General features: G+C 69.9%; 22 protein-coding genes. 11 read left to right on the forward strand and 11 right to left on the reverse strand.

All coding sequences use genetic code 11. The features are described 5' to 3' along the window. Positions 1-74 precede the first annotated feature (74 nt). On the reverse strand, positions 75-1,052 hold the full coding sequence (locus tag ACW5EG_RS00375; RefSeq protein WP_457020549.1) for a uroporphyrinogen-III C-methyltransferase: 978 nt from the start codon (positions 1,050-1,052) through the stop codon (positions 75-77). Positions 1,053-1,099: 47 nt separating this feature from the next. Next, positions 1,100-1,870 (reverse strand): uroporphyrinogen-III synthase, encoded by a 771-nt coding sequence (locus ACW5EG_RS00380; RefSeq protein ID WP_457020550.1) that lies wholly within the window; start codon positions 1,868-1,870, stop codon positions 1,100-1,102. A gap of 67 nt (positions 1,871-1,937) precedes the next feature. Between ACW5EG_RS00380 and ACW5EG_RS00385 the strand changes: the two genes are divergently transcribed. The 5 genes from ACW5EG_RS00385 (at position 1,938) to ACW5EG_RS00405 (ending at position 5,005) form a co-directional block, all read left to right on the forward strand. Further along, positions 1,938-2,405 (forward strand): YiiD C-terminal domain-containing protein, encoded by a 468-nt coding sequence (locus ACW5EG_RS00385; protein ID WP_457016540.1) that lies wholly within the window; start codon positions 1,938-1,940, stop codon positions 2,403-2,405. A 61-nt stretch (positions 2,406-2,466) separates the two neighbouring features. Then, positions 2,467-2,880: a hypothetical protein gene (locus ACW5EG_RS00390; protein WP_457020551.1), complete on the forward strand. Its 414-nt coding sequence runs from the start codon at positions 2,467-2,469 to the stop codon at positions 2,878-2,880. A 62-nt stretch (positions 2,881-2,942) separates the two neighbouring features. Next, positions 2,943-3,380, forward strand: a complete 438-nt coding sequence (locus tag ACW5EG_RS00395) for a rhodanese-like domain-containing protein (protein WP_457016542.1) — start codon at positions 2,943-2,945, stop codon at positions 3,378-3,380. A 59-nt stretch (positions 3,381-3,439) separates the two neighbouring features. Next, on the forward strand, positions 3,440-3,964 hold the full coding sequence (secB, locus tag ACW5EG_RS00400; RefSeq protein WP_457016544.1) for a protein-export chaperone SecB: 525 nt from the start codon (positions 3,440-3,442) through the stop codon (positions 3,962-3,964). A 3-nt stretch (positions 3,965-3,967) separates the two neighbouring features. Next, entirely contained in the window at positions 3,968-5,005 is a 1,038-nt protein-coding gene (locus ACW5EG_RS00405) for an NAD(P)H-dependent glycerol-3-phosphate dehydrogenase (protein ID WP_457016546.1), read from the forward strand. A 479-nt stretch (positions 5,006-5,484) separates the two neighbouring features. Here the strand turns inward: ACW5EG_RS00405 and ACW5EG_RS00410 are convergent, their stop codons facing one another. The 3 genes from ACW5EG_RS00410 to ACW5EG_RS00420 all read right to left on the reverse strand — a co-directional run bounded on the left by ACW5EG_RS00410 (position 5,485) and on the right by ACW5EG_RS00420 (position 7,626). Continuing rightward, positions 5,485-6,189, reverse strand: a complete 705-nt coding sequence (locus ACW5EG_RS00410; protein WP_457018362.1) for a helix-turn-helix domain-containing protein — start codon at positions 6,187-6,189, stop codon at positions 5,485-5,487. A 193-nt stretch (positions 6,190-6,382) separates the two neighbouring features. After that, positions 6,383-6,847: a tRNA (cytidine(34)-2'-O)-methyltransferase gene (locus tag ACW5EG_RS00415; RefSeq protein WP_457016548.1), complete on the reverse strand. Its 465-nt coding sequence runs from the start codon at positions 6,845-6,847 to the stop codon at positions 6,383-6,385. A 47-nt stretch (positions 6,848-6,894) separates the two neighbouring features. After that, a complete protein-coding gene (locus tag ACW5EG_RS00420) occupies positions 6,895-7,626 on the reverse strand; it encodes an SDR family oxidoreductase (protein WP_457020552.1) in 732 nt (243 codons plus the stop codon). Positions 7,627-7,741: 115 nt separating this feature from the next. Here ACW5EG_RS00420 and ACW5EG_RS00425 point away from each other — a divergent pair, with 115 nt between their 5' ends. The 5 genes from ACW5EG_RS00425 (at position 7,742) to ACW5EG_RS00445 (ending at position 13,751) form a co-directional block, all read left to right on the forward strand. After that, a complete protein-coding gene (locus ACW5EG_RS00425; RefSeq protein WP_457020553.1) occupies positions 7,742-10,591 on the forward strand; it encodes a M16 family metallopeptidase in 2,850 nt (949 codons plus the stop codon). A 132-nt stretch (positions 10,592-10,723) separates the two neighbouring features. Continuing rightward, positions 10,724-11,032, forward strand: a complete 309-nt coding sequence (locus tag ACW5EG_RS00430; RefSeq protein ID WP_457016553.1) for a DUF4156 domain-containing protein — start codon at positions 10,724-10,726, stop codon at positions 11,030-11,032. A 210-nt stretch (positions 11,033-11,242) separates the two neighbouring features. Then, positions 11,243-12,259 (forward strand): 3-oxoacyl-ACP synthase III, encoded by a 1,017-nt coding sequence (locus ACW5EG_RS00435; protein WP_457016554.1) that lies wholly within the window; start codon positions 11,243-11,245, stop codon positions 12,257-12,259. A gap of 157 nt (positions 12,260-12,416) precedes the next feature. Further along, positions 12,417-13,520 carry a Fic family protein gene (locus ACW5EG_RS00440; RefSeq protein WP_457020554.1) on the forward strand — a complete coding sequence of 368 codons (1,104 nt, stop codon included), beginning with the start codon at positions 12,417-12,419 and terminating at the stop codon, positions 13,518-13,520. Positions 13,521-13,523: 3 nt separating this feature from the next. Then, positions 13,524-13,751 carry a type IIL restriction-modification enzyme MmeI gene (locus ACW5EG_RS00445; RefSeq protein ID WP_457020555.1) on the forward strand — a complete coding sequence of 76 codons (228 nt, stop codon included), beginning with the start codon at positions 13,524-13,526 and terminating at the stop codon, positions 13,749-13,751. A gap of 246 nt (positions 13,752-13,997) precedes the next feature. Here the strand turns inward: ACW5EG_RS00445 and ACW5EG_RS00450 are convergent, their stop codons facing one another. Continuing rightward, the gene (locus tag ACW5EG_RS00450; RefSeq protein ID WP_457020556.1) at positions 13,998-14,729 is read right to left on the reverse strand and encodes a UPF0149 family protein; all 732 of its coding nucleotides are present in this window, start codon (positions 14,727-14,729) and stop codon (positions 13,998-14,000) included. Positions 14,730-15,019: 290 nt separating this feature from the next. Here ACW5EG_RS00450 and ACW5EG_RS00455 point away from each other — a divergent pair, with 290 nt between their 5' ends. Beyond that, positions 15,020-15,265: a hypothetical protein gene (locus ACW5EG_RS00455; protein ID WP_457016561.1), complete on the forward strand. Its 246-nt coding sequence runs from the start codon at positions 15,020-15,022 to the stop codon at positions 15,263-15,265. Between the two features lie 51 nt (positions 15,266-15,316). On the opposite strand, the gene cobA is transcribed toward ACW5EG_RS00455, so the two are convergent. From cobA to ACW5EG_RS00480, 5 genes are read right to left on the reverse strand one after another with little or no spacing between them, the layout of a single operon-like run. Further along, positions 15,317-16,114, reverse strand: a complete 798-nt coding sequence (gene cobA / locus ACW5EG_RS00460; protein WP_457020557.1) for a uroporphyrinogen-III C-methyltransferase — start codon at positions 16,112-16,114, stop codon at positions 15,317-15,319. Positions 16,115-16,139: 25 nt separating this feature from the next. Then, positions 16,140-18,908 (reverse strand): nitrate reductase, encoded by a 2,769-nt coding sequence (locus ACW5EG_RS00465; protein WP_457020558.1) that lies wholly within the window; start codon positions 18,906-18,908, stop codon positions 16,140-16,142. Then, positions 18,908-19,285 (reverse strand): nitrite reductase small subunit NirD, encoded by a 378-nt coding sequence (gene nirD / locus ACW5EG_RS00470; protein WP_457016567.1) that lies wholly within the window; start codon positions 19,283-19,285, stop codon positions 18,908-18,910. Before nirD ends, ACW5EG_RS00465 begins: the two co-directional genes overlap by 1 nt. After that, positions 19,282-21,753, reverse strand: a complete 2,472-nt coding sequence (gene nirB, locus ACW5EG_RS00475) for a nitrite reductase large subunit NirB (RefSeq protein ID WP_457020559.1) — start codon at positions 21,751-21,753, stop codon at positions 19,282-19,284. The genes nirD and nirB overlap by 4 nt, the downstream gene beginning before the upstream one ends. A gap of 17 nt (positions 21,754-21,770) precedes the next feature. Continuing rightward, positions 21,771-22,940 carry an MFS transporter gene (locus ACW5EG_RS00480; RefSeq protein ID WP_457018363.1) on the reverse strand — a complete coding sequence of 390 codons (1,170 nt, stop codon included), beginning with the start codon at positions 22,938-22,940 and terminating at the stop codon, positions 21,771-21,773. Positions 22,941-23,571: the final 631 nt, after the last annotated feature.

Raw genomic sequence — 23,571 nt, forward strand, 5'->3', positions numbered from 1 at the left:
TCCAGTCGTTCCGGGTCAGGCGCCAGACTCGCGCCTGGGGTGTTGCCGTGGCGTCGACGCGCTGAACGTGCCGCTCAGCCGGCGCCGCGCTGCCGGCGCAGCTGCGCCAGCGTGCTGCCCAGCGCGGGCAACTCCAGCGCCAGCGTGGCTTCGCCCAGCGCCTGCAGCATCGCGCGCTGGCGGCGACGCTCGGCCGAATCCGGCCACAGCCGCAGGAGCCAGCCGTCGGCGCGGGCCAGGGCCAGGCGATAGCCATCGCGGTCGCGGCGCTCGATGGCGGCCCGGGCGAGCCCGAACTCCAGCTGCAGCGCGGCCAGGCCGGCGGCGCGGTCGGCGGGCTCCGCCGCCACCGTGTCCGCGCTCGGACGCACCTCCACCAGCTTCGAAAACGCGCGTGTCCACCACGCCTGCGTGGCCTCGGGCGACGTCGGCTGGATCGGCAGCGCCGGCAGGGCGGCGGCGAAGGCGTCCAGGCGGCTGGCGGCGAGTGTTTTGGGATCCTGTCCCAGCGCGTCGAGCGCGTCGCGCTCCTGCGCCAGCGCCTGGCGCAGGTCGAGCCAGTCGTGGCCGTCGACGTCTTCCAGCAGCTGCGCGGCCAGCGCGTAGGCGCGGCGCGCGCTGTCGAGGTCGCCCGACAGCAGCAGCCGCTGCTGGCCCTGGGCGAGCAGCAGCTCCACTTCGTCCAGGCGCAGGGCTTGGCCGGGGTGCAGTGCGGAATCGGCCTGCCTGCGCACGCTGTCCTCGAGCAGGGCGGCGCGCTGGCCCAGGCCGATCAGTTCCTCGCGCAGCAGGCGGTTGGTCGCTTCGGCCTGCTGCAGGCGCGCGGTCTGCGCGCGCTGGTCGAGCCGCAGGGCGTCCATGCGCTGGCCCAGTGCGTCGATGTGCTGTCGGTCGGACTCTGCAGCCTGGGCGCGCGCGACCTGGGCGATGTTCCACCGGTATGCCGCCCATGCGCCCAGGACGAGCAGGACGGCCAGGCCGGGCAGCAGCCATGCGACGACGGCGCCACGGCGCGGCCGGGGCGTGGAGGGGGAGGTGGCGGTGTTGCTCATCGACGGTGCGGACGTAGGGGGCTGCGCATGCTATCGGAGCTTGAACGTCAGGCGCGGTCGGCGGCGGACGCGGCCAGCAGCGACGCCGGGCGCGCATCGGCGGCCACGCGTACATCGCCGAAACCGGCCGCGCGCGCCATCTGCGCAAGCCGTTCGCTGGCGGCCAGCACGCGCGCGCCGCGCAGCCGCGGCAGCAGGTCGTCAGGCAGGGCTTCGAGGATCCGCTGCAGGGCCTCGCCGCTGCTCAACGCCAGGCACAGCGGCCCGGGCAGCGCCCGCAGCCTCGCCAGCGCCTGCGGCGCAAGCGTGACCGGGACGCGTGCATACACCTCGGCACGCAGGACCCGCGCACCGCGTGCAGCGAGCGTCGGCGCGATCAGTCCGCGCCCGCCGGGCGCGGTGACCATGCCGACGCTGCGGCCTTGCACTTGCGCGAGCGCCGGCAGCGACAGCAGTCCTTCACTGTCCATCCGCGTCGGCGCGGTTACCCGCTCGACGCCGGCGCGACCCAAGGCCGCCGCTGTGCCCGCGCCCACCGCCAGCCAGGCCTGCGCCGGGCTGGCGCGCAGGGGCTGCAGCGCCGCCGCGGCGCGCGCGGCAGCCGGACTGGTGAACAGCACCACGTCCGCGCGCAGCGCCGTGGCCAGCGCCTCGCGGGTGGCGGCGTCATCGCGCATCTCGATTCGCCAGGGCGACAGCGCCAGCACGCGCGCGCCATGCGCGGCGGCGGCGCGGCGTATTGGCGCATGGCCACCGACCGGCCGCAGCGAGATCACGTAGCATGCGCGCTGCTTCGGTGCGGTGGTGTCCTGCGACATGCCAGCAAGCTTGGTCCCTGGCCACGCACGCCGCAAGCACCCCTCACGTTTCCGGAAGCTTCCACGCATGACCGATTTTCCCGACGCGGCCCTGCGTGGGCTGGAGTCGCAGCTGCTGGCGATGCCGCCGGCGCGCGCGCTGCAGCCGCGCGTGGCTGGATATTCCGACGGGCGACTGCGGCTGCACGCACCGCTCGCGGCCAACGTCAACGACAAGGGTTCGGCGTTCGGCGGCAGCCTGGCCTCGCTGATGACGCTGGCGGCGTGGGGCCTGACCGCGCTTACGGTCGAACAGGCCGGACTGGACGCCGAGGTCTACGTCGCCGACACGCAGTTGCGCTACCTGGCGCCGCTGCGCGCGGACCTGCAGGCCGAAGCCTGGCTGGACGGCGACGCGGGCTGGGACATTTTCCTGTCCACCTTGCGCAGTCGCGGCCGCGCCCGTGCAAACCTGCAAGCGCAGGTGCTGCTGCCCGACGGCGGCATCGCCACGCAGGCATCTTCACGCTACGCCGCGATCCTCAGGCGTAGCTGAGAGCGCGGCCCGGCGTACGCCGCGGCTGCTAGCATGGGCGCAAAAAACCGGGAGCAGGGCGATGCGTGGATGGCGGCAGCTGTGGATGGTTTGCGTGGTGCTGCTGCTGGCCGGCTGCGCCAGCTCCGGCAAGGAGATGTCGGCCCTGCAGGGCGCGCAGTACGCGTGGTCGGCGGCGATCCGCTGGGGTGATTTCGAGGGCGCCTGGAGCATGGTCGATCCGGCCTGGCGCGAGGCCAATCCGATCGGCGACCTGGAGTTCGAACGCTACCGGCAGGTGCAGGTCTCGCACTACCGCGACCTGGCCTCGCGGCCCGGCGAGTCCGAGGCGATGCGCGAGATCGAGATCGGCGTGATCAACCGCCACACCATGGCCGAGCGCACCCTGCGCTACACCGAGCAGTGGCGCTACGACCCGGCGCAGAAGACCTGGTGGATCACCGGCGGGCTGCCGGACTTCTGGGCGGGCGAATAGCCGGGCGCCGTGCCGGCGCCCCTATGCGACAATCCCGTCCCCTCCCGTACAGCCGATCCGACGTGGACTTCCAGGAACTGATGGCCTTCGCTGGCCGCAACCAGATGCTCGCACTGGCCTTCGCCGGCCTGACCGGCGCGATCATCGTGACCGAGATCGCGCGGCTGCTGCGCAACTTCAAGGTGGTGCGTCCGGCCGAGGTGACCGCCCTGGTCAACCGCGACAACGCCCTGGTCGTCGACCTGCGCCCGATCGCCGATTTCGACAAGGGCCACATCCCCGGCTCCAAGAACGTGCAAATGAGCCAGTTCGATCCGGAAAACAAGCGCCTGGCCGCGGCCAAGGCGCTGCCGGTGGTGCTGGTGTGCAAGACCGGGCAGAGCGCAGGCGAGGCCGCGAAGCGGCTCAAGAAGGCCGGATTCGAGCGCGTGTTCGTGCTCGATGGCGGCATCGGCGGCTGGCAACATGCCGACCTGCCGCTGGCCAAGGGCCGCGGCTGAGCGCCCGAAGTGCGATAATCGCCCTCTTTTCCGACCCAGATAACCGGAGCAGCATCAGGATGTCCGAGCAAGCCCTCAACGGCGGCACCGAACCCGCGCAGGCCACGGGCCCGCAGTTCAGCGTCGAGAAGATCTACGTCAAGGACGTCTCGTTCGAGTCGCCGAAGGCGCCACTCGTGTTCAACGAGCAGAACCAGCCGCAGATCAACATGAATCTCAACCAGCGCGTGCAGCGCCTGGGCGAGAACGCGTACGAAGTGGTGCTGGGCGTGACCCTGACCTGCACCGCCGGCGAAGGCGAAGGCAATTCGGTGTACATGGTCGAAGTGCAGCAGGCTGGCGTGTTCGGCCTGGCCGGCTTCGAGCCGAACGTGCTCGATGCGCTGCTCGGCACCCAGTGCCCGAACGTGCTGTATCCGTATGCGCGCCAGATCATCGGCGAACTCATCCAGGCCGGCGGCTTCGCCCCGTTCCTGCTGCAGCCGATCAACTTCGACGCGCTGTATGCCGAAAGCCTGCGCCAGCGCCAGGCCCAGCAGCCCGGCGGCGACCTGGCCAGCAGCGAGACTGCTGGCAACGCCTGATCGATGGCGAGCCCGACCGTCCGCGTCGCGGTGCTTGGCGCGGGCTCGTGGGGCACCGCGCTCGCCTCGCTGATCGCGCGCCACGGCCACCCCACGATCCTGTGGGGCCGTGACGCGGCGATCGCCGAGTCGATCGACCAGCGCCACGAAAACCCCCGTTACCTGCCCGGCATCCCCCTGCCCGAACCGCTGCGTGCCACCACCGACCTCGCCGCTGCGGTGCGCGAGGCCGACCTGGTGCTGGTGGTGGTGCCTTCGCACGCCTTCACCGAAACCCTGCACGCGCTGGCGCCGCTGCGCCCGGCGCATGCCGGCGTGGCGTGGGCGGCCAAGGGCTTCGAACCCGGCTCGGGCCGCTTCCTGCACGAGGTCGCGGCCGATGTGCTGGGCGAGGACGTGCCGCTGGCGGTGGTCACCGGGCCTTCGTTCGCGAAGGAAGTCACGCTCGGGCTGCCCACCGCGGTGACCGTGCAGGGCGAGGACGCGGGCTTCGTGCAGCAGGTGGCCGACGTGCTGCATGGCCCGGGCTTCCGCGCCTATACCGGCAGCGACATGCGCGGCGCCGAACTCGGCGGCGCGATGAAGAACGTCCTGGCCGTGGCCACCGGGGTGGCCGACGGCATGGAGCTGGGCCTCAACGCCCGCACCGGCCTGATCACCCGCGGCCTCAACGAGATGCTGCGGCTCAATGCCGCGATCGGCGGCCGCCCGGAAACGTTGATGGGCCTGGCCGGGCTGGGCGACCTGGTGTTGACCTGCACCGGCGACCTGTCGCGCAACCGCCGCCTTGGCCTGGCCCTGGGCCGCGGCAAGAGCGTGGCCGAGGCGGTGCGCGAGATCGGCCAGGTGGTCGAATCGGTGCAGACCGCCGATGAAGTGATGCGCCTGGCCGACCGCTACGGCCTGGAGCTGCCGATTTCCAGCAACGTCCGCGACGTGCTGCACGGCGACATCACCCCGGCCGAAGGCCTTGCGCGCCTGATGGCCCGCGAGCGCAAGCCCGAATATTCCGGGTCGCTGTTCGAACAGCCCGAGCGCTGATCCGACTCGCGTGCGACGGCGGGATGACCCGACGTCACCCCGACGAAGTGCCTTTCAACAGCCGCAGGCTGGTCAAGCCGGAGGCGCTTCTCAACAGCCGAATGGCTGGTCATCCATTTTGACGGCGCTCCGGCAGAGCGGAATGGCGACGGCCATCGCCGCGCCCCTGGCCGGCAATCGCGCACAAAAAAACCCGGCCGTTTCCGGCCGGGTCATAGCTGCGACGCCGGGAGAGAGGGCGACGTCGCTACTTGCTGGATGGGGGCGCGAACGCCGCGCGGCGACATCTCATCTTGTTCGGTTCGATGCGTCGAGAAAAAGTGCCGCCCCGGTGGGAGGGGGAGGGAGTCCAACCGTCGGGGAAAACGGTTCCACCGGGGCAGCAGGGCAATTCTGTGTGCCGGGACGCAACGCCGGCTGAATATTGAACCGCAGGGTTCAGGAAAGCTTACGCTTCGATCCGGCCCGCGCGCAGACGATCAGCGCCGCACCATCGCCCGGTAGTCCCGTGGCGGCATGCCAACCGTGGACTTGAACTGCCGCGCGAAGGCGCTCTGGTCGGAAAAGCCGCAGATCTGGCCGATCTCGGCAATGCTGGCGTCGCTGTGCAGCATGCGCATCGCCGCCTCGATGCGCAGCTTGGTCAGCATCTGCTGCGGGGTGATCTGGAACACGCGCTTGAACAGGCGCTCCAGCTGTGACACCGAAACCCCGGCGATGTCGGCCAGCATTCCCACCCGCAGCGGGTCGTTGAAGTGGGCCTGCATGTGGTTCACCGCCCGCTGCAGGCGACTGAACGAGGAATGCTGGCTGTCGGGCTGGCCCAGGTCGCGGGAGATGCCGGTCAGGCCGACGATGCGGCCATCCTTCCAGATCGGCTGTTTCAGGGTCAGGCACCAGCCGCGCGTGCGGTTGGGATAGAGCTGCAGCTCCAGCAGGTTCTCGATCACCTCGCCGGCGAGCACGCGCCGGTCCTGCATGATGTAGGCGGCCGACAGGCTGGCCGGATACAGCTCCAGCACGCTCTTGCCGATGATGTCCTCGCGCCGGCGCAGGCCCAGCCGCTGGATCAGCGTCTGGTTCACGTGCGCATAGCGGCATTCGGTGTCCTTGACGAAGAACACCACGTCCGGCAGCGGGTCGAACAGGCTCTGCAGTTGCCCGGCTTGCAGCGTGACGTCGATGGGGGTCTCCGGGTCGGCGTGAGGCGGGGCGCGCGCAGCGCTCGCGCGATGCCGCCAAATTATGCATGTTTCCGCCTGGGAGCACTGATGCCGATTAGGCTGATTGGTTGCCGGCCATGAGCCAGGGGCTCTGGATCGCAATGGCTGTGCGGATCACCGCATCGACACGGATCAGTGATCCCGGTCGCTCAACCTATGCGCAGCCATCGAACTCCAGCTGCCGCCACGCCTCGAACGCCACCACCGCCACCGCGTTGGAGAGGTTGAGGCTGCGGTTGTGCGGGCGCATCGGCAGGCGCAGGCGCTGTCCGTCGGGGATCCGCGCCAGCACCTCATCGGGCAGCCCGCGCGTTTCAGGACCGAACACGAAGGCATCGCCGGCGGCGTAGCGCGGCTGGTCGTAGCGCACGCTGTTGCGCGTGCTCAGTGCGAACAGACGCAGTGGCGCAATCGCGGCGAGCGCGGCATCGAGCGAATCGTGCACCCGCAGCGTCGCGTACTCGTGGTAATCCAGGCCGGCGCGGCGCAGGTTGCGATCATCCATGTCGAAGCCGAGCGGCCGGATCAGGTGCAGGCGCGCGCCGGTATTGGCGCACAGCCGGATCACGTTGCCGGTGTTGGGCGGAATCTCGGGCTGGTACAGCAGCAGATCGAACACGGCGGGGCCGATGGACGCGGGGCGTCATTGTCGTTCGGGCGGGCTGGTCACCAGGGTACGACGCGGCCGCGCCAGTCCAGGAACTGCCCGCTGTCGCCGGGCTCCAGGCCGCCGACCACGCGCAGGATGCCGGCCACGGCTTCGGCAGGGTCGAGTTCAGCGCCTTCGCCGCCCATGTCGGTGCGCACCCAGCCCGGGCTGATTGCCACCACCACGATGCCGCGGCTTTCCAGCGCCTGTGCCAGCAGCGCCGTTGCCATGTTCTGCGCGGCCTTGCTGAGGTTGTAGCTGGGCGTGCCGAAGCGCCTGGTGGCGTCGATCGAGCCCAGCTCCGAGGACAGGTTGACCACGCGCGCGCGCCCTCGGCCCTGCTCGGGGCAGGCGTCGGCCAGCAAAGGCGCCAGCGCCTGTGTCAGCAGCAGCGGGCCGGCCGCGTTGATGCGGAAGCTGTCCTCGAAGTTGGGCAGGCTCAGGTGGCCGAAGCGTTCGCCCGAGTGCAGCACACCGGCGTTGTTGAGCAGCAGGTCGAGGCGTCCGTCGTCGCCGAGCACCAGCGGCAGTTCGCGTGCAAGTTCGGCTTGCGATTTTGGCGAGGCGACGTCCAGCGGCAGCACGTGCAGGCGGCCGGGATGTTCGCCGGCCAGGGTGTTGAGCGCGGTGGCCTTGCCGGGCTGGCGGCAGGCGGCGATCACGTGGTCACCGCCTGTCAGCAGCTGGCGGACGAACTCGAGGCCGAGGCCGCGATTGGCGCCGGTGACCAGGATGTGGCGGACGGACATCACCCAAGACTGCACCGCGCCCGGTGCAGGCGGCGTCATCGGCGGGACTTCCGGCCCGGGAGGCGCCGGAAGGCGGAGGGCTAAGATGGCAGGTCATTTGTTGCAAGGAACAAGCATGTCGTCGACCGCCCCATCCCGCCCCGTGCGCCGCGCCCTGCTGACCACTGCCCTCGGCCTCGCGCTTGGGGCCGGCCTGGTTGCGCTGCCCGCCGCCGCTGCGGCCGATGCCCCGGTCGTCGATATCGCCCACGAGAGCTTCGTCCTGCCCAACGGCCTGCGCGTGGTGGTGCACACCGACCGCAAGGCGCCGATCGTCGCGGTCAACATCTGGTACCACGTCGGCAGCAAGGACGAGCCGGCCGGGCGCAGCGGCTTTGCCCACCTGTTCGAGCACCTGATGTTCCAGTCCAGCGAGAACCATCCGGGCGAGTTCTTCGATCCGTTCCGCGCGGTCGGCGCAACCAGCCAGAACGGCACCACCAACACCGACCGCACCAACTACTTCCAGAACGTGCCCACCACCGCGCTCGACATGGCGCTGTGGATGGAATCCGATCGCATGGGCCACCTGCTGGGCGCGATCGACCAGGCTGCGCTGGACGAACAGCGCGGCGTGGTCCAGAACGAGAAGCGCCAGCGCGAGAACCAGCCCTACGGCCAGGTCTGGGAGAAGCTGACCAGCGCGCTGTACGCCAAGGGCCATCCCTACGGCCACAGCGTGATCGGCTCGATGAACGACCTCAACGCGGCCTCGCTGGAGGACGTGAAGCAGTGGTTCCACGCCTGGTACGGCCCCAACAACGCGGTGCTGGTGCTGGCCGGCGACATCGACATGGCCACGGCGAAGGACAAGGTGGCGAAATACTTCGGCCACATCCCGGCTGGGCCGAGCATGTCGCAGCCGGCGGTGGACGTGGCGCGCCGCGCGCAGTCCACCCGCGAGGTGATGCACGACAAGGTGCCGCAGCCGCGCATCTACCGCGCCTGGAACATCCCCGAGACCGGCAGCGTCGAGCTCGACCAGCTGCAGGTGCTGGGCTACGTGCTGGGCGGCGCCAAGTCCTCGCGCCTGGACACGCGCCTGCTGCACGGCGAGAAGCTGGTCGACAACATCAGCGCCATGGCCGGCGGCTCGCAGCTGGGCTCCAATTTCTACATCGTGGCCACGGTCAAGGAAGGCGTGGCCCCGGCGCGGGTGGAGGCCATCATCGACGAGGAGATCGCCAGGCTGGTCGTCGACGGCCCCACCGACGAGGAACTCGAGCGCGCGCGCAGCATGATCCGCGCCGGCTTCATCCGCGGCGTCGAGCGCATCGGCGGCTTCGGCGGCAAGGCCGACGTGCTGGCCGAATGCACCGTGTTCGAAGGCGACCCGGGCTGCTTCCGCACCCAGCTGGCGAACTTCGCGTCCACCACCGCCGCCGATGTCCGCGCGGTCGGCGCGAAGTGGCTCGGGCAGGGCAGCCACACCATCGTGGTCGAGCCCGGCGAGCGGACCGCACTGGTCGAGGCGCCGGCGGCGGTGCCCGCGCCGTTCGACCCGCCCGCGCCCGATCCGAAGTACCGCACCACGCCTGCTGCGGTGGACCGCAGCCTCGGCGTGCCGCAGACAACGAGCTTCCCGGAGCTGAAGTTCCCGACGCTGCAGCGCGCGTCGCTGGGCAACGGCACGCAGGTGGTGCTGGCCGAGCGCCACGACATTCCGGTGGTGCAGTTCAGCTATGAATTCCACGGCGGCTACAGCAGCGATCCGGCCGGCCGGGAAGGCGTGGCCGACTTCGCAATGGACCTGCTCGACGAGGGCGCGACGGGCATCGGCTCGCTGGACTTCGCCAACCGCGCCGAAGCCCTCGGCGCCAGCCTCGGTGCCGGCGCCTCGCAGGACGGCGGCAACGCCTGGCTGTCGGCGCTGAAGGAAAACCTCGACCCGTCGCTGGCCCTGTTCGCCGACATGGTGCAGCGCCCGAACTACGACCAAGCCGAGATCGACCGCATCCAGGCGACCTGGATCGCCGGCATCCGCCAGCAGAAGGCGCAGCCGGCCGGCATGGCGATGCGGGTGCTGCCGGCGCTGCTGTACGGCGCGGGCCATCCCTACGGCGCGCCCGGCAGCGGCACCGAGGATTCGATCGCGGCGCTGGGTCGCGACGACCTGCTCGACTTCCACCGCCGCTGGGTGCAGCCGGAGAACGCGACCCTGATCGTGGTCGGCGATACCACGCTGGCCGAGGTGGTGCCGCAGCTCGAGCGCCACTTCGGCAACTGGAAGGGCGGCGCGGGCGCGCCTGAGCAGGTCGAAGTGGCGCAGGTCGCGCTGCCGACCGCGCCGCGCGTGTTCCTGATCGACCAGCCCGGCGCGGTGCAGGCCAACATCTTCGCCGCCCAGGTCGTCCCGGGCAGCCGCGACCCCGACGCGACCACGCTTGAGCTCGCCAACGGCGTGATCGGCGGCGACTTCACCGCGCGCCTGAACATGAACCTGCGCGAGGACAAGCACTGGTCCTACGGCGCCAGCAGCGCGCTAGGCGGTGCGCTCGGCCAGCGCCGCTGGATGGTGTCGGCGCCGGTGCAGATCGACCGCACCGCCGAGTCGATCGCCGAGATTCAGCGCGAGGTCGCCGAGTTCGCCAGCGGCGAGCGCCCGCCGAGCCAGGCCGAGGTCGAGCGGGTCAAGGCGATCCAGACCCTGAGCCTGCCCGGTGCCTACGAAACCGCGTGGTCGGTGATGTCCGCGATCGGCGGCATCGTCCGCTACGGCCGCCCCGACGACCACGTGCTGCGGCGCAAGGCCGAGGTCGAGTCCGCCACCGCGGCGCAGCTGGCCGAGGCCGCGAAGACCATCCGCCCCGGTGCGCTGACCTGGGTGGTGGTCGGCGACCTGGCCCAGACCGAAGCCGCGGTGCGCGCGCTGGAGCTGGGGCCGGTGCAGGTGATCGACGTCGACGGCAAGCCCGTCGGCGAGTGATCGCAGGCCACGTCGGCGGCCCGCAAGCATGAACCGCGGCGCTACCTGTCGTTGCCGCCGCGACCGCTGAACCCGTGACGCCCGCCACAATGGCGGGCATCGCGTTCCACCGACACCGAGAGGATCCCCCCGATGCGCATGTTGCTGATCGTTCCGCTGGCCGTGGCCCTGTCCGCCTGCACCTGGGTGCACATGGCGCCGGGTGCCAGCGCGGTGAAAGTGGTCAGCGGGGTGCCGGGCGGCTGCGAGAAGCGGGGCGAGGTCGAGGTTTCGGTCAAGCACTCGATCGCCTTCATCGAGCGCAATGCGCTCAAGGTCCGCGACGAGCTTGAGACCCTGGCCCGCAACGAGGCTCCCGGGCTCGGGGCCGATACCATCCATCCCATCGCCGGTCCCACCGGCGGCAGCCAGCGCTTCGCGGCCTGGCGCTGCGGCCGCTGAGGGGCGGGGCCGCCCAGGCCCCGCTTTGCTCCCTCCCCCGCCTGCGGGGAGGGCTCCAGGCCCGCTTTGCTCCCTCCTCCGCCTGCGGGGGAGGGCTGGGGTGGGGGCCACCGGTCGCCACGATTCCCCTGCCCGTTCAGCCAGCGCCATGCGCCGGGGGACCGAAGGGGCTACTCTATACGGCTCCGTATCCGTTACCGGCGCCCGCCCATGCTTTTCCAACACGTCGCCATCGCCGGTCTCGCCCATATCGATGCGCCCCGTCGCCTGTCATCCGCGGCGATCAATGAGCGGTTGAGGCCGACCCTCGACCGCCTCGGGATCAAGATCGACGTGCTCGGCGACGTTGCCGGCATCCACTCGCGCTACCTCTGGGAAGAGGGCGTGCAGGCGTCCGAAGTGGCGACCCTGGCCGGGGTCAAGGCGCTGGCCGATGCAGGCATCGACCCGAACAAGGTCGGCCTGCTGGTCAACACCTCGGTCAGCCGCGACTACCTGGAGCCGTCGACGGCGAGCATCGTGAGCGGCAACCTCGGCCTGCCCGACACCTGCCAGAACTTCGACGTCGCCAACGCCTGCCTGGCCTTCATCAACGGCATGGACATCGCCAGCCGCATGATCGAGCGCGGCGAGATCGACTACGCCCTGATCGTCGACGGCGAAACCGCCGACCTGGCCTACGAAAAGACCCTCGAGCGCCTGTCCAGCGTCGACGCCACCGAGGAGCAGTTCCGCAACGAACTGGCCACGCTCACCCTGGGCTCCGGCGCCGCCGCCATGGTCATGGCCCGCGCCGAGCTTGTCCCCGGCGCACCGCGCTACCGCGGTGGCGTCACCCGCGCGGCCACCGAGTGGAACAAGCTCTGCCGCGGCAACCTCGACGGCATGGTCACCGACACCCGCACCCTGCTGATCGAAGGCATCAAGCTGTCGCAGAAGACATTCATCGCCGCCAAGCTGGCGCTGGGCTGGGTGGCCGAGGAACTCGACCAGTTCGTCATCCACCAGGTCAGCAAGGTCCACACCGCCGCCTTCACCAAGGCCATCGGCATCGACCCGAAGAAGGTGCTGACCATCTTTGAAGAGTACGGCAACATCGGCCCGGCCTCGGTGCCGATCGTGCTCAGCAAGCTGCGCGAGATGGGCCGCCTGAAGAAGGGCGACCGCGTGGCCCTGCTCGGCATTGGCTCGGGTCTGAACTGCTCGATGGCTGAAGTGGTCTGGTGAACCCCGCCACCAGCGGGTGAAGCAAGGGCCGGCCTGTCCGGCCCTTGTCGTTTTTGGGGGGGCGTCCACGGGAACATGCATCAGAATCCGGGCCGATTGAACATGCCGCCCTGAACGTGTATAAGAAATTCGATTTTCTATACATGTCGAGCGTGCAATGCCATTGCCCCCGCTGCACGCCCTCGTCCCGGAGCGGTTCGAAACAGTCGCGATCCTCAAGCGACTCGCCGTGGCGAGTCGCGCCCTGGCCGAACTCAAGGGCGTCGCCGCCAGCATCCCCAATCAGGACATCCTGATCAGCACGCTGACCCTGCAGGAAGCCAGGGACAGCTCGGCCATCGAGAACATCGTCACCACCCAGGACGACCTGTACCGGGCGGAAGACGCCGCCGATGCCGCGGGCACCGCCGTCAAGGAAGTGCTGCGTTATCGGCAGGCCCTGCGTGCCGGCTACCAGCAGGTCCGCGCGAATGGCCTGCTGACCCTCAACACCATCCTCGGCATCCAGCAGCAGCTTGAATGCAACCGCGCCGGCTTCCGCAGGCTGCCGGGTACGGCCCTGCGCGACGGGGCGGGCAATCTGGTCTACGAACCCCCGCAGGACGCGGACGAGGTCCGGCAGCTGATGGCGGACCTGGAACGCTTCATCCACGACGATCCTCCGTTCGCGGCCGACCCGCTGGTGAAGATGGCGCTGATCCACCACCAGTTCGAAAGCATCCATCCCTTCTACGACGGCAACGGCCGTACCGGCCGCATCGTCAACGTGCTGTACCTGGTCAAGGAAGGTCTGCTCGACATTCCCGTGCTTTACCTCAGCCGCCACATCGTGCGCACCAAGCCCGACTACTACCGGCTGCTGCAAGCCGTGCGCGACGACGATGCCTGGGAGGACTGGGTGCTGTACATGCTCGACGCCGTGGCCAATACCGCAGTCGAAACCATCGCCACCGTGCAGGCCATCAAACAGTTGCTGCAGGACACCAAGCAGCGCATCCGCGACAACTACAGGTTCTACAGCCAGGACCTGATCAACAACCTGTTCAACCACCCCTATACGCGGGTGGAGTTCGCGCAACGCGAGCTGGGCGTGTCGCGGCTCACCGCTACCCGCTACCTGGACACGCTGGCGGCGGACGGCCTGCTCGACAAGATCAAGGTGGGCCGCAACAACTACTACGTGAATCGGCCCCTGTTCGACCTGTTGCGACGCGGCGACGCGGCGACGCGGCGAAGCAGCCGTGAGCAACCGGGGAAATAGCCAGTGCCGCTGAGCCTCAACGAAATCCGCGACCGCGCACGCGCCTTCGCGCGCGAGTGGGAAGGCGAGACCTCCGAGCGCGCCGAGGCGCAGAGCTTCTGGAACGACTTCTTCCACGTCTTCGGCAAGAAGCGCCGCAGCGTGGCCGTCTACGAGCAGAAGGCGAAACGCTTCACGGGTACGGCCAGCGGCCGCATCGACCTGTTCTGGCCGGGCGTGATCCTCTCCTGATTGCGGGCGGAGCGGGCGCTGTCGGACGAAGACGGACGTCGGCCTGCCGGATGCGCGCCGCGTCCTGTCGGCCGGAATCCCGAGGTTGTAGGAGCGGCTTCAGCCGCGATGGATGCGCGCGGATGTGGCCGGCGTGCGCCGAGGCTGGAAGGGGCGTTCGCGGCTGAAGCCGCTCCTACAGTTCAAGGGCGTGCGGTTGTCCGCGAGCTGGCGCGCCAGCCCTGATCATCGGGTCGCTGCGGGCGCTCAATGCGCCCCGCAGCACTTCTTGTGCTTCTTGCCGCTGCCGCAGGGGCAGGGGTCGTTGCGGCCTGGGGAGGGGTCGTTGCGGATCGGCTCGCGCGGGGTCAGGGCGTCGACGCGGTGGTGGTTGAGGTCGGCCAGCATCCCGGGCAGCGAGACGACGATCGCCAGGCGATCGCTGTAGCCGAGCGGCGTGGCCTCGGCGGTGGGATCTTCCGGGTTGAGCACTTCGCCGGTGGCGAGGCGATCGAGCAGGTCGAACAGCTCCTCCATCCAGTCGTTCTCGTCCAGCCAGGTGTCCCACTCGGCTTCACGCAGCGCCACGCCGTCGAAGAAGCCCAGGGCCCAGTCGCTGCCGACGTCGAGCTCGTCTTCGTGCAGCGCCTCCTCGCCGGTCAGCTCGGGATCCTCGGGCAGCCACATCAGCGGCGCGAGGTGATCGGGCACCTCTTCTTCGCCGTGCTGCGCGCGGGCGGCGCACATGTTCCAGTGGCCCATCAGCAGTTGCTGCACGTCGGTGGCCTCTTCGACGCTGTCCCAGCGCGGCGGCTTGCCGCCCCACACCAGCGGCTGCCATTCGCTTGGCAGCACGATCGAAGGCGACACCACCAGCGCCGACAGAAAGCCGTCCAGCGCTTCCAAGTTGAAGCCCTTGAACGGCACCGCGCGCTGCTCCAGCAGCTCGGCCAGGCGTTCGATCTGGGCGTCGTCGAGGTAGGGCGGGGGCGTGGACATGGCGGCGGCATCCGGCGGGAAGGCGTGCATGGTAGTCCTTGCCGCCGGCCTTGGCCCCTTCAGCTACGGTGACCCGCTACAGCACCCAGCCGCCGTCCACCGTCAGTTCGGCGGCAGGAGCCAGTTGCAGGGCGCGGCGGCGCGTCCAGTGGAGATGGTTGCGCAGGTCTATCTGGCGCCACGCAGGTCGCGGCGGGAGACTCCTCGGCGATGCGTCGGGCAATCGGGGACCCCGAAAACGCGTGCTATCGTCCGCCTTCGCGACCGGCACAACAGTAAGGAGCGCACGAATGCCCGAACGTCTACCCACCCACCTCCAACTCGCCCTCGCTGCGGTGCCGATCTTCACCAATGACGGCAAACTCGACCTGGCCGAGCTGGATTCGCTGCTGGCGAAGGCGCTTGCCGACCACCAGCTCGACGACGAGGAAAAGCGGGTGCTGGCCAACGTGATCGACCGGGCCGAAGCCGACGGAGTGGATGCGGACGTGCAGGCGCGCATTGCGCAGATCCGTGGGGAGCACCTGGCGGTCTGACCGTCGCGACACCCCTTGCCACCATCGCGTCCCGCGCACGCGATCGGCCGTCTACGCGAGCGATGACGCACGCTGCAGGGGGGCTGCGGCAGGGAGCGTGGCATGCGCCGCCTCGCCCAGTGCCGGGCCGACGAGGATCACGCCGGGTGCGCCCGCAACGAGACCGGCGGCATCCAGCGCAAGCGCTTGCAGCGTGGTGAGCAGGCGGCATTCGCCCGGCTGGCTTGCGGCCTGCACCACGGCGACGGGCGTGTGCGCGGGCAGGTGCTGCAGCAGCGACTGCGCGAGCGATTCGATGCGGCGCATGCCCATGTAGATCGCAAGCGTGGTGCCGGTGGCGCAGAGTGCGGCCCAGTCCGGTTCGCCGTGGTCGGCGGTGTGCGCGGTGACGAAGCTGATGCCGTGGCAGTGGTCGCGATGGGTGAGCGACACGCCGAGCGAGGACGCTGCCGCGAACGCCGCGCTGACGCCGTTGATGATCGTCACCGGCACGCCGGCGCGGCGCAGGAAGGCGATCTCCTCGCCGGCGCGGCCGAACAGCAGCGCCTCACCCCCCTTGACCCGCACCACGCGCTGGCCCTGCAGCGCGCAGCGCCGCATCAGCCGGCAGATGAAGTCCTGCGGCGTGGAGCGGCAGCCGCCGCGCTTGCCGACGCGCACGACGCGCGCGAGCGGGGCGAGGCCGACGATGCCGGGATTGACCAGTTCGTCGAGCAGCAGCACCTCGGCCTGCGCCAGCGCGCGCGCGGCCTTGAGCGTGAGCAGTTCAAGATCGCCGGGGCCGGCCGAAAGCAGCACGACTTCGGCCGGGATGCGGCGGGGCGGTTGCGGCGTGCTGGATGCGTGCATGGGGTCGGGCTCCGGTGGATGCAGGTCATGCGCTTTGCGGCTGGCGCGCCAGCCGGACGAGCTGTGGAAGGCAGGAGCCGCAGACGCTGCCGCAGCCCAGGCGCTGCCTGAGCGCGGCGACGTCGGCGCCGCGGGCCACCTCTGCGCGGATCGCGGACTCGGTGACATGGCGGCAGACGCAGACCACCGGATCGCGCGCCACCTCGGCCAGGGCCGTGAACGCCGACAGCCGTGGTCCGCGCCAGGGCTCGCCGGCCAGTGCGATGCCCAGCAGCGCATCACCGCCTGGCTGCGCGTCGGCCCAGAGCAGGCCCTCGATGAAGCTGTCGCCTGCGTCGGCGCGCCAACCCACGCGCTTGAGCAGGCCGCGGCGAGCGTCGCGGTACTCCAGCGTGTCGGCGCCCGCGGCGAGCGACAGCGCCGCTTCCAGCGCGGCCAGCCACTGCACCGGCATGGCCTCGGCCGACGCGGCACGCAGCACCAGCCAGGCGCTGCCTTCGGGCGCACACGTCTCGACGTCGCGGTGCAGCGACAGGCCGGCGTAGCCGCAGTCGTGCAGCAGCGTCTGCACCGCCGCCTGCATCGCCAGCGCATCGCCACGACGTGCGGCCAGCAGGCGCCAGCCGAAGTCGGCCTTTTCCACGCGAACCGCGGCGTGCTTGAGTTCGGGCTGCCGCGAGCGCGCGTCCACCGCGGGCAGGCTGACCTCGTTGATGCCGGCGCTGGACAGGTGCTGGCCGCTCCAGTGCATGGCCGCGAACACCGCGCCCGATGCGACTTCGTCCGACAGCTCCAGCGGCAGCACCAGTTCGCCGCGCTTGCTGGCCACGCGCACCAGTTCGCCGGCCTTGAGTCCGCGTCGCGCCGCGTCGTCGGGATGCATGCGCAGGCCCGGCTCGGGACTGTGCGCGAACAGCGCCGGCACGCGGCCGCTGCGCGACATGCCGTGCCACTGGTCGCGCAGGCGCCCGGTGAGCAGGCGCAGGGGGAAACGCGCCGAGGTCGGCTCGGCAACGGGGCGATACGGCGTGGGGTGGAAGCGCGCGCGCCCATCGGCCGTGGCAAACACGCCGTCCTCGTAGCGACGCGGCTGGCCGGAGCGACTGCCGGCGGGGAACGGCCACTGCTGCGGGCCGTCGCGTTCCAGCACGTCGTAGTCGAGCCCGCCGATGTCGAGGTCGCGGCCGACGGTGAGCGCGCGGTGTTCGTCGAACAGCGCCGATGGCGCATCGGCCTCGAACAGTGGCGTCGCACCCGGCGCCGCCAGTCGCGCCTCCAGCCTGCGTGCGACCTCGCGCGCGATCCACCAGTCCGGCTTCGCCTGCGCCGGCGCATCCACTGCCGCACGCACGCGCGAGATGCGGCGCTCGGAGTTGGTCACGGTGCCGTCCTTTTCACCCCAGGTGCTGGCCGGCAGCAGCACGTCGGCGAACGGCACGGTGTCGGTGCCGGCAAACGCCTCCTGCACGATCACGTACTCGGCGCGCTGCAGCGCCTCGCGCACGCGGCCGACGTCGGGCATCGAGTGCGCGGGATTGGTGCAGGCGATCCACACCGCCTTGACCTTGCCGCTGTGCAGCGCGTCGAACAGCTCCACCGCGGCCAGGCCGGGTTTTGCCGGCAGCGTGCCCGGGGCGAGCTTCCACAGCGCTTCGACCTCGGCGCGGTGCGCGGCGTTGTCGAGTTCGCGGTGCGCGGCCAGCATCGTCGCCATGCCGCCCACTTCGCGACCGCCCATCGCGTTGGGCTGGCCGGTGAGCGAGAACGGCCCGGCGCCTGGCCGGCCGATCTGGCCGGTGGCGAGATGCAGGTGGATCAGCGCCAGGTTCTTGTCGGTGCCATGCGCGGACTGGTTCAGGCCCATGCAGTACAGCGACAGCGCGGCGGGGCTGCGGCCGAACCATTCGGCGGCGGTGACCAGGTCGGCGGCGGCGATGCCGCAGATCTCGGCCGACATGCGCGGGGTGTACTCGCGCAGCAGGGTCTTGAGTTCGTCGAAGCCGCTGGTGTGTTCTTCGATGAAGTGCTGGTCCAGCAGACCTTCCCACACCAGGTGGTGGAGCATGCCGTTGAACAGCGCCACGTCGGTGCCGGGCTGGATCTGCAGGTGCAGGTCGGCCATGGCCGCGGTGTCGGTGCGGCGCGGGTCGACCACGATCCAGCGCACGTTCGCGTCGCGCGCGTTCGCGTCTTCCAGCCGGCGGAACAACACCGGATGCGCGTACGCGGCATTGCTGCCGGCGAACAGCACGGTTTTGGCGTGTTCGAGGTCGTCGTAGCAGGTGGGCGGGCCATCGGCGCCGAGGGCGAGTTTGTAGCCGCTCACCGCGCTGGACATGCACAGCCGCGAGTTGGTGTCGATGTTGCTGGTGCCCAGCAGGCCCTTGGCCAGCTTGTTGAAGACGTAGTAGTCCTCGGTGAGCAGCTGGCCGGAGAGATAGAACGCGATTGAGTCCGGGCCATGGCGCTCGACGATGCCGGCCAGGCGATCGGCGACGGTGTCCAGCGCCAGTCCCCAGTCGACCGCGCGTCGCGCATCGCCGCGCCGTGCGCGCAGCTCCGGCTGCAGCACGCGCCCGTGCAGGCTGCGCGCGCTTTCGGCCAGGGCATTGCCCTTGCTGCACAGGCGGCCGAAGTTGGCCGGATGGTCCGGGTCGCCTTCCACGCCGGTGATGCGGGCCTGGCCGCCGGCATCGCGCGTGCTGTGGATCAGCACGCCGCAGCCCACGCCGCAGTAGCAGCAGGTCGAGCGCGTGCTGCCCTGTGGCGGCTGCGCGGCGCGAGCCCCTTCCATCAGGCGATGGCGCCCGCGGCGGCTGCCTCGGGCAGCGTGTCGGACGCATGCGGCAGCGACAGCCACACCTCGCCGTTGCGCAGCTGCACGGCATGGCGCCGCGCGCAGCCCACGTCGGGCGCGCAGGCCTGGCCGCTGTCGAGCGCGATGTTCCAGCCGTGCAGCGGGCAGGTCACGCTGTCGCCGGAGACGATGCCCTGCGACAGCGGACCACCCTTGTGCGGGCAGCGGTCGGTCAGTGCGAACACGCGATCGGTGGCGGGACGGAACAGGGCGATGGCGTCGGCGCCGTCGCGTTCAAGCACGCGCGCGCCCAGCAGCGGGATCTCGTCAATCGCGCATACGCGCACCCAGGTCTCGGCTTCGCGCATGCTCATTCCTCCAGGACCACGGCGATGGGACGCGCCGACGCCGACGCATCCAGCTTCAGCGGCGCGTACTCGCGTGGCTGCGCGCCGGCGATGCGCGCGGCCCAGGGATCGGGCAGGCCTTCGAGTGCGAACAGCAGCCGCTCGTACAGCGCGCGGCGGCTGTCGGCGTCCTCCACCACCTTGCGCTTGACGTACTCCAGGCCCACGCGCTCGATGTAGTGCACGGTGCGGTCGAGGTAGTAGGCCTCCTCGCGGTACAGCTGCAGGAAGGCGCCGGTGTATTCCTTCACTTCATCAGCGCTGCGCACCTTGCACAGGAAACGCGCGACCTCGGTCCTGATCCCGCCGTTGCCGCCGACGTGCAGCTCCCATCCCGAATCCACCGCGATGATGCCCACGTCCTTGATGCCGCTCTCGGCGCAATTGCGCGGGCAGCCGGACACCGCCAGCTTGACCTTGTGCGGGCTCCACATGTTGGCCAGCATCGTTTCCAGGTCGATGCCCATCTGCGTGCTGTTCTGGGTGCCGAAGCGGCAGAACTCGCTGCCCACGCAGGTCTTCACCGTGCGGATCGACTTGCCGTAGGCATGGCCCGATTTCATGCCGAGGTCGCGCCACACGTCGACGAGGTCTTCCTTGCGCACGCCCAGCAGGTCGATGCGCTGGCCGCCGGTCACCTTGACCATGGGCACCGCGTACTTGTCGGCGACGTCTGCGATGCGGCGCAGTTCGGACGCATTGGTCACGCCGCCCTTCATCTGTGGGATCACCGAGAAGGTGCCGTCCTTCTGGATGTTGGCGTGCGCGCGCTCGTTGATGAAGCGGCTTTGCGGATCGTCGATCGCCTCGCGCGGCCAGGTCGAAAGCATGTAGTAGTTGATCGCGGGCCTGCAGGTCGCGCAGCCGTTGGGCGTGCGCCATTCCATGAAGGCGTAGGCCTGGGCGTGGCTGACCAGGTGGTGCTCGCGGACCGCCTGGCGCACCTCGCCGTGGTTGCGGTCTGTGCAGGCGCACACCGCCTTGGTCTTGGGCGTTTCCTGGAAGTTCGAGCCCAGGCAGTTCATCAGGATCTGCTCGACCAGGCCGGTGCACGAGCCGCAGGAGCTCGCCGCCTTGGTGTGCTTCTTCACGTCGTCGACGGTGAACAGGCCCTGCTCGTGAACCGCCTTGACGATCGTGCCCTTGCACACGCCATTGCAGCCGCAGACCTCGTCGGTGTCGGCCATCGATGCGGCGCGGTCCTGCCCGCCGGTGCCGGAATCGCCGAGCGCGGTTTCGCCGAAGGCGAGCGTGTCGCGGCGATCGCCGATCGCGCTGCCGTCCTTGATCTGGCGGAAGTACCACGCGCCGTCGCCGGTATCGCCGTACAGGCAGGCGCCGATCAGCTTGTCGTCCTTGATCACCAGCTTCCTGTAGAGCCCGCCGGCCGGGTCGGACAGCACGATCTCCTCGCTGCCGTCGCCGCCCATGAACTCGCCGGCCGAAAACAGGTCGATGCCGGTGACCTTGAGCTTGGTCGACACCGACGATCCCTTGTAGATGCCGATGCCGAAGCTGGCCAGGTGGTTGGCGCAGACCTTGGCCTGCTCGAACAGCGGCGCGACCAGGCCGTAGGCGATGCCGCGATGCGCGGCGCATTCGCCCACCGCGTACACGCGCGGGTCGAAGGTCTGCAGCGAATCGTTGACCACGATGCCGCGGTTGCAGTGGATGCCGGCGGACTGCGCAAGCGCGGTGTTGGGGCGGATGCCGGCGGCCATCACCACCAGGTCGGCGGGGATTTCGCTGCCGTCGGAGAAGCGCACCGCGGCGACTTCTCCAGCCGCATTGCCGAGCAGTTCGCTGGTGGAGGTGTTGAGCCGGAACTTCAGCCCGCGTGCGGCCAGTGATTTTTCCAGCAGCGCGCCGGCCACCGGATCGAGCTGGCGCTCGAGCAGCCAGCCGGCCAGGTGCACCACGGTCACGTCCATGCCGCGCTGCATCAGCCCGTTGGCCGCTTCCAGCCCGAGCAGGCCGCCGCCGATCACCACCGCATGGCGCTTGACCTTGGCCGCATCGATCATCGCCTGCGTGTCGTGGATGTCGCGGTAGCCGATCACGCCGCGCAGGTCCTTGCCCGGCACCGGCAGGATGAAGGGCAGCGAGCCGGTGGCCAGCAGCAGGCGGTCGTATTCGGCCTGCGTGCCGTCGGCGGCGATCACGCGCCGATGCACGCGGTCGATGCGCGTGACCTCCTTGCCCAGGTGCAGGGTAATGGCGTTGTCCGCATACCACGACAGCGGATTGAGCACGATGTCGTCGAAGTCCTGCTCACCGGCCAGCACCGGCGAAAGCAGGATGCGGTTGTAGTTGGGGTGCGGCTCGGCGCCGAACACGGTGGTCTCGTACATGCCGGGCACGAGCTTGAGCAGCTCCTCGAGCGTGCGGATGCCGGCCATGCCATTGCCGACCACTACCAGGCGGGGTCGCTTCATTGTTGGCTTCCTCTCAATCAGATTCGCGCCGCGCCGAGCGCGAGCCACTGCTGGCGCCACTGCTGTTTCACGCTCCACAGCAGGCCCCACGCGGCCAGCGCCACGGCCACGAACAGCCACAGGCCGGGCGCGTAGCTGCCGCTGTGCTGCTTGACCACGCCCAGGCCCGCGGCCAGCACGAAGCCGCCGACGCCGCCGGCCATGCCGATCAGCCCGGTCATCATTCCGATCTCGCGCCCGAAGCGCTGCGGCACCAGCTGGAACACCGCGCCGTTGCCGGCGCCCAGGCACAGCAGCACCAGCACGAACAGCGCGACCACCCCGGCCGGGCCGCCGAGACCCAGCGCGGCGCCCGAGACCAGCAGCGCCACCGACAGGTACACCGCCAGCAGCGTGCGCGTGCCGCCGATGCGATCGGCGATCACGCCGCCGATCGGCCGCATCACCGAGCCGGCCAGCACGCAGGCCGCGGTCGCCCAGCCGGCGATCTTCGGCGCGAAGCCGAACTCGTCGTGGAAGTAGCCCGGCAGCGCGCTGGCGAAACCGGCAAAGCCGCCGAAGGTGATCGCGTAGAAGCACATGAACCACCACGAGTCGCGGTTGCCGACCAGCACGCTCGCGTAGTCGCGCAGGCTCTTGCGCGCCACCGGCACCGGCGCGTCCTTCGCGCACAGCGCGAACACGACCAGCACCGCCACCAGCGGGATGCATGCCAGGCCAAACACGTGCTGGAAGCCGAACATGGCCGCCAGCAGCGGCGCGAACAGTGCGGCCAGCACGGTGCCCGAATTGCCGGCGCCGGCGATGCCCATCGCCGTGCCCTGGTGCTCGGCCGGATACCAGCGCGAGGCCAGCGGCAGCGCGACCGCGAACGAGGCGCCGGCCACGCCCAGCATCAGGCCCAGCAGCAGCACCTGGCCGAAGCTGTGCACGCCCAGTCGCCACGCCACCAGCAGCGATGCGATCACGAGTACCTGGGCGAGAAGCCCGGTGCGTTTGGCGCCGAGGCGGTCGGCCAGCAGGCCCAGGAACAGGCGCAGCACCGCGCCGCACAGGATCGGCACCGCGACCATCAGCGCGCGCTGCTGGGTGTCGAGCAGCAGGGCTTCGGCGATCTGCACCTGCATCGGGCCCAGCAGGTACCAGACCATGAAGCTGAGGTCGAAGTAGAGGAAGGCCGACAGCAGGGTGGGCGTGTGGCCGGCCTGCCAGAACGATCGGTTCATCGCGCGCTCCGTGGGAGGAGGCCGTCGCAGCGGGCGGTGCCCGCGTGGACGGCGAAGGCGGAAACAAAAAACGGCGTCTTCCGGTGGTGGCCGGAAAGACGCCGTTGTCGACGACCCCGGGCCGCCGTTGGCCCCGGGTCGTGGTCTGGTTTGCGGACGCGGCTTTGCGTCCGGCATTTACTGCATCGCAACATGCGTGCCAGCAGCGCCGGGGCTGGATGGTTGCGCTGGGCGGACTTCGGTCAGCGCGGCGAGGACGCGCAGGAAAGCCTGTGCAATCAAAGCTTTGAAGCGTCGGCCGAAGTCGTCAGTGGGTTCGCATGCGCGGGCGCAAGAAGGAAAGATCGGTGGCTGGTGTCTTTCGTGTCGGCGTCAGACGGGCGGAATTCCCCGAATCGGTGCATGTCTCGCACGAAGATGGTGCAGCGGCGGGGCGCGTGGTACGCCAACCGGTGCCGTCCTGCGCAGGCGGGCCCCCCACGCTCCTGCAAACCGGTCTTTGCGACGGACCTCGAAGGTTGTCATTTCGACAGACCGCAAAGGTTGTCATTTCGACCGCAGGGAGAAATCTCCGTCACCGGCCGCGTCAGCA

The sequence above is a fragment of the Luteimonas sp. A611 genome, assembly GCF_054072715.1.

Bases quoted from the DNA above. Each gene is read 5' to 3' on its own strand.
- ACW5EG_RS00385 (WP_457016540.1), top strand. From the start codon at position 1,938: ATGACCGATTTTCCCGACGCGGCCCTGCGTGGGCTGGAGTCGCAGCTG.
- cobA (WP_457020557.1), bottom strand. From the start codon at position 16,114: ATGCACGCATCCAGCACGCCGCAACCGCCCCGCCGCATCCCGGCCGAA.
- secB (WP_457016544.1), top strand. From the start codon at position 3,440: ATGTCCGAGCAAGCCCTCAACGGCGGCACCGAACCCGCGCAGGCCACG.
- nirB (WP_457020559.1), bottom strand. From the start codon at position 21,753: ATGAAGCGACCCCGCCTGGTAGTGGTCGGCAATGGCATGGCCGGCATC.
- ACW5EG_RS00450 (WP_457020556.1), bottom strand. From the start codon at position 14,729: ATGTCCACGCCCCCGCCCTACCTCGACGACGCCCAGATCGAACGCCTG.
- ACW5EG_RS00405 (WP_457016546.1), top strand. From the start codon at position 3,968: ATGGCGAGCCCGACCGTCCGCGTCGCGGTGCTTGGCGCGGGCTCGTGG.
- ACW5EG_RS00375 (WP_457020549.1), bottom strand. From the start codon at position 1,052: ATGAGCAACACCGCCACCTCCCCCTCCACGCCCCGGCCGCGCCGTGGC.
- ACW5EG_RS00420 (WP_457020552.1), bottom strand. From the start codon at position 7,626: ATGTCCGTCCGCCACATCCTGGTCACCGGCGCCAATCGCGGCCTCGGC.
- ACW5EG_RS00435 (WP_457016554.1), top strand. From the start codon at position 11,243: ATGCTTTTCCAACACGTCGCCATCGCCGGTCTCGCCCATATCGATGCG.
- ACW5EG_RS00430 (WP_457016553.1), top strand. From the start codon at position 10,724: ATGCGCATGTTGCTGATCGTTCCGCTGGCCGTGGCCCTGTCCGCCTGC.
- ACW5EG_RS00455 (WP_457016561.1), top strand. From the start codon at position 15,020: ATGCCCGAACGTCTACCCACCCACCTCCAACTCGCCCTCGCTGCGGTG.
- ACW5EG_RS00425 (WP_457020553.1), top strand. From the start codon at position 7,742: ATGTCGTCGACCGCCCCATCCCGCCCCGTGCGCCGCGCCCTGCTGACC.
- ACW5EG_RS00440 (WP_457020554.1), top strand. From the start codon at position 12,417: ATGCCATTGCCCCCGCTGCACGCCCTCGTCCCGGAGCGGTTCGAAACA.
- ACW5EG_RS00390 (WP_457020551.1), top strand. From the start codon at position 2,467: ATGCGTGGATGGCGGCAGCTGTGGATGGTTTGCGTGGTGCTGCTGCTG.
- nirD (WP_457016567.1), bottom strand. From the start codon at position 19,285: ATGAGCATGCGCGAAGCCGAGACCTGGGTGCGCGTATGCGCGATTGAC.
- ACW5EG_RS00465 (WP_457020558.1), bottom strand. From the start codon at position 18,908: ATGGAAGGGGCTCGCGCCGCGCAGCCGCCACAGGGCAGCACGCGCTCG.
- ACW5EG_RS00380 (WP_457020550.1), bottom strand. From the start codon at position 1,870: ATGTCGCAGGACACCACCGCACCGAAGCAGCGCGCATGCTACGTGATC.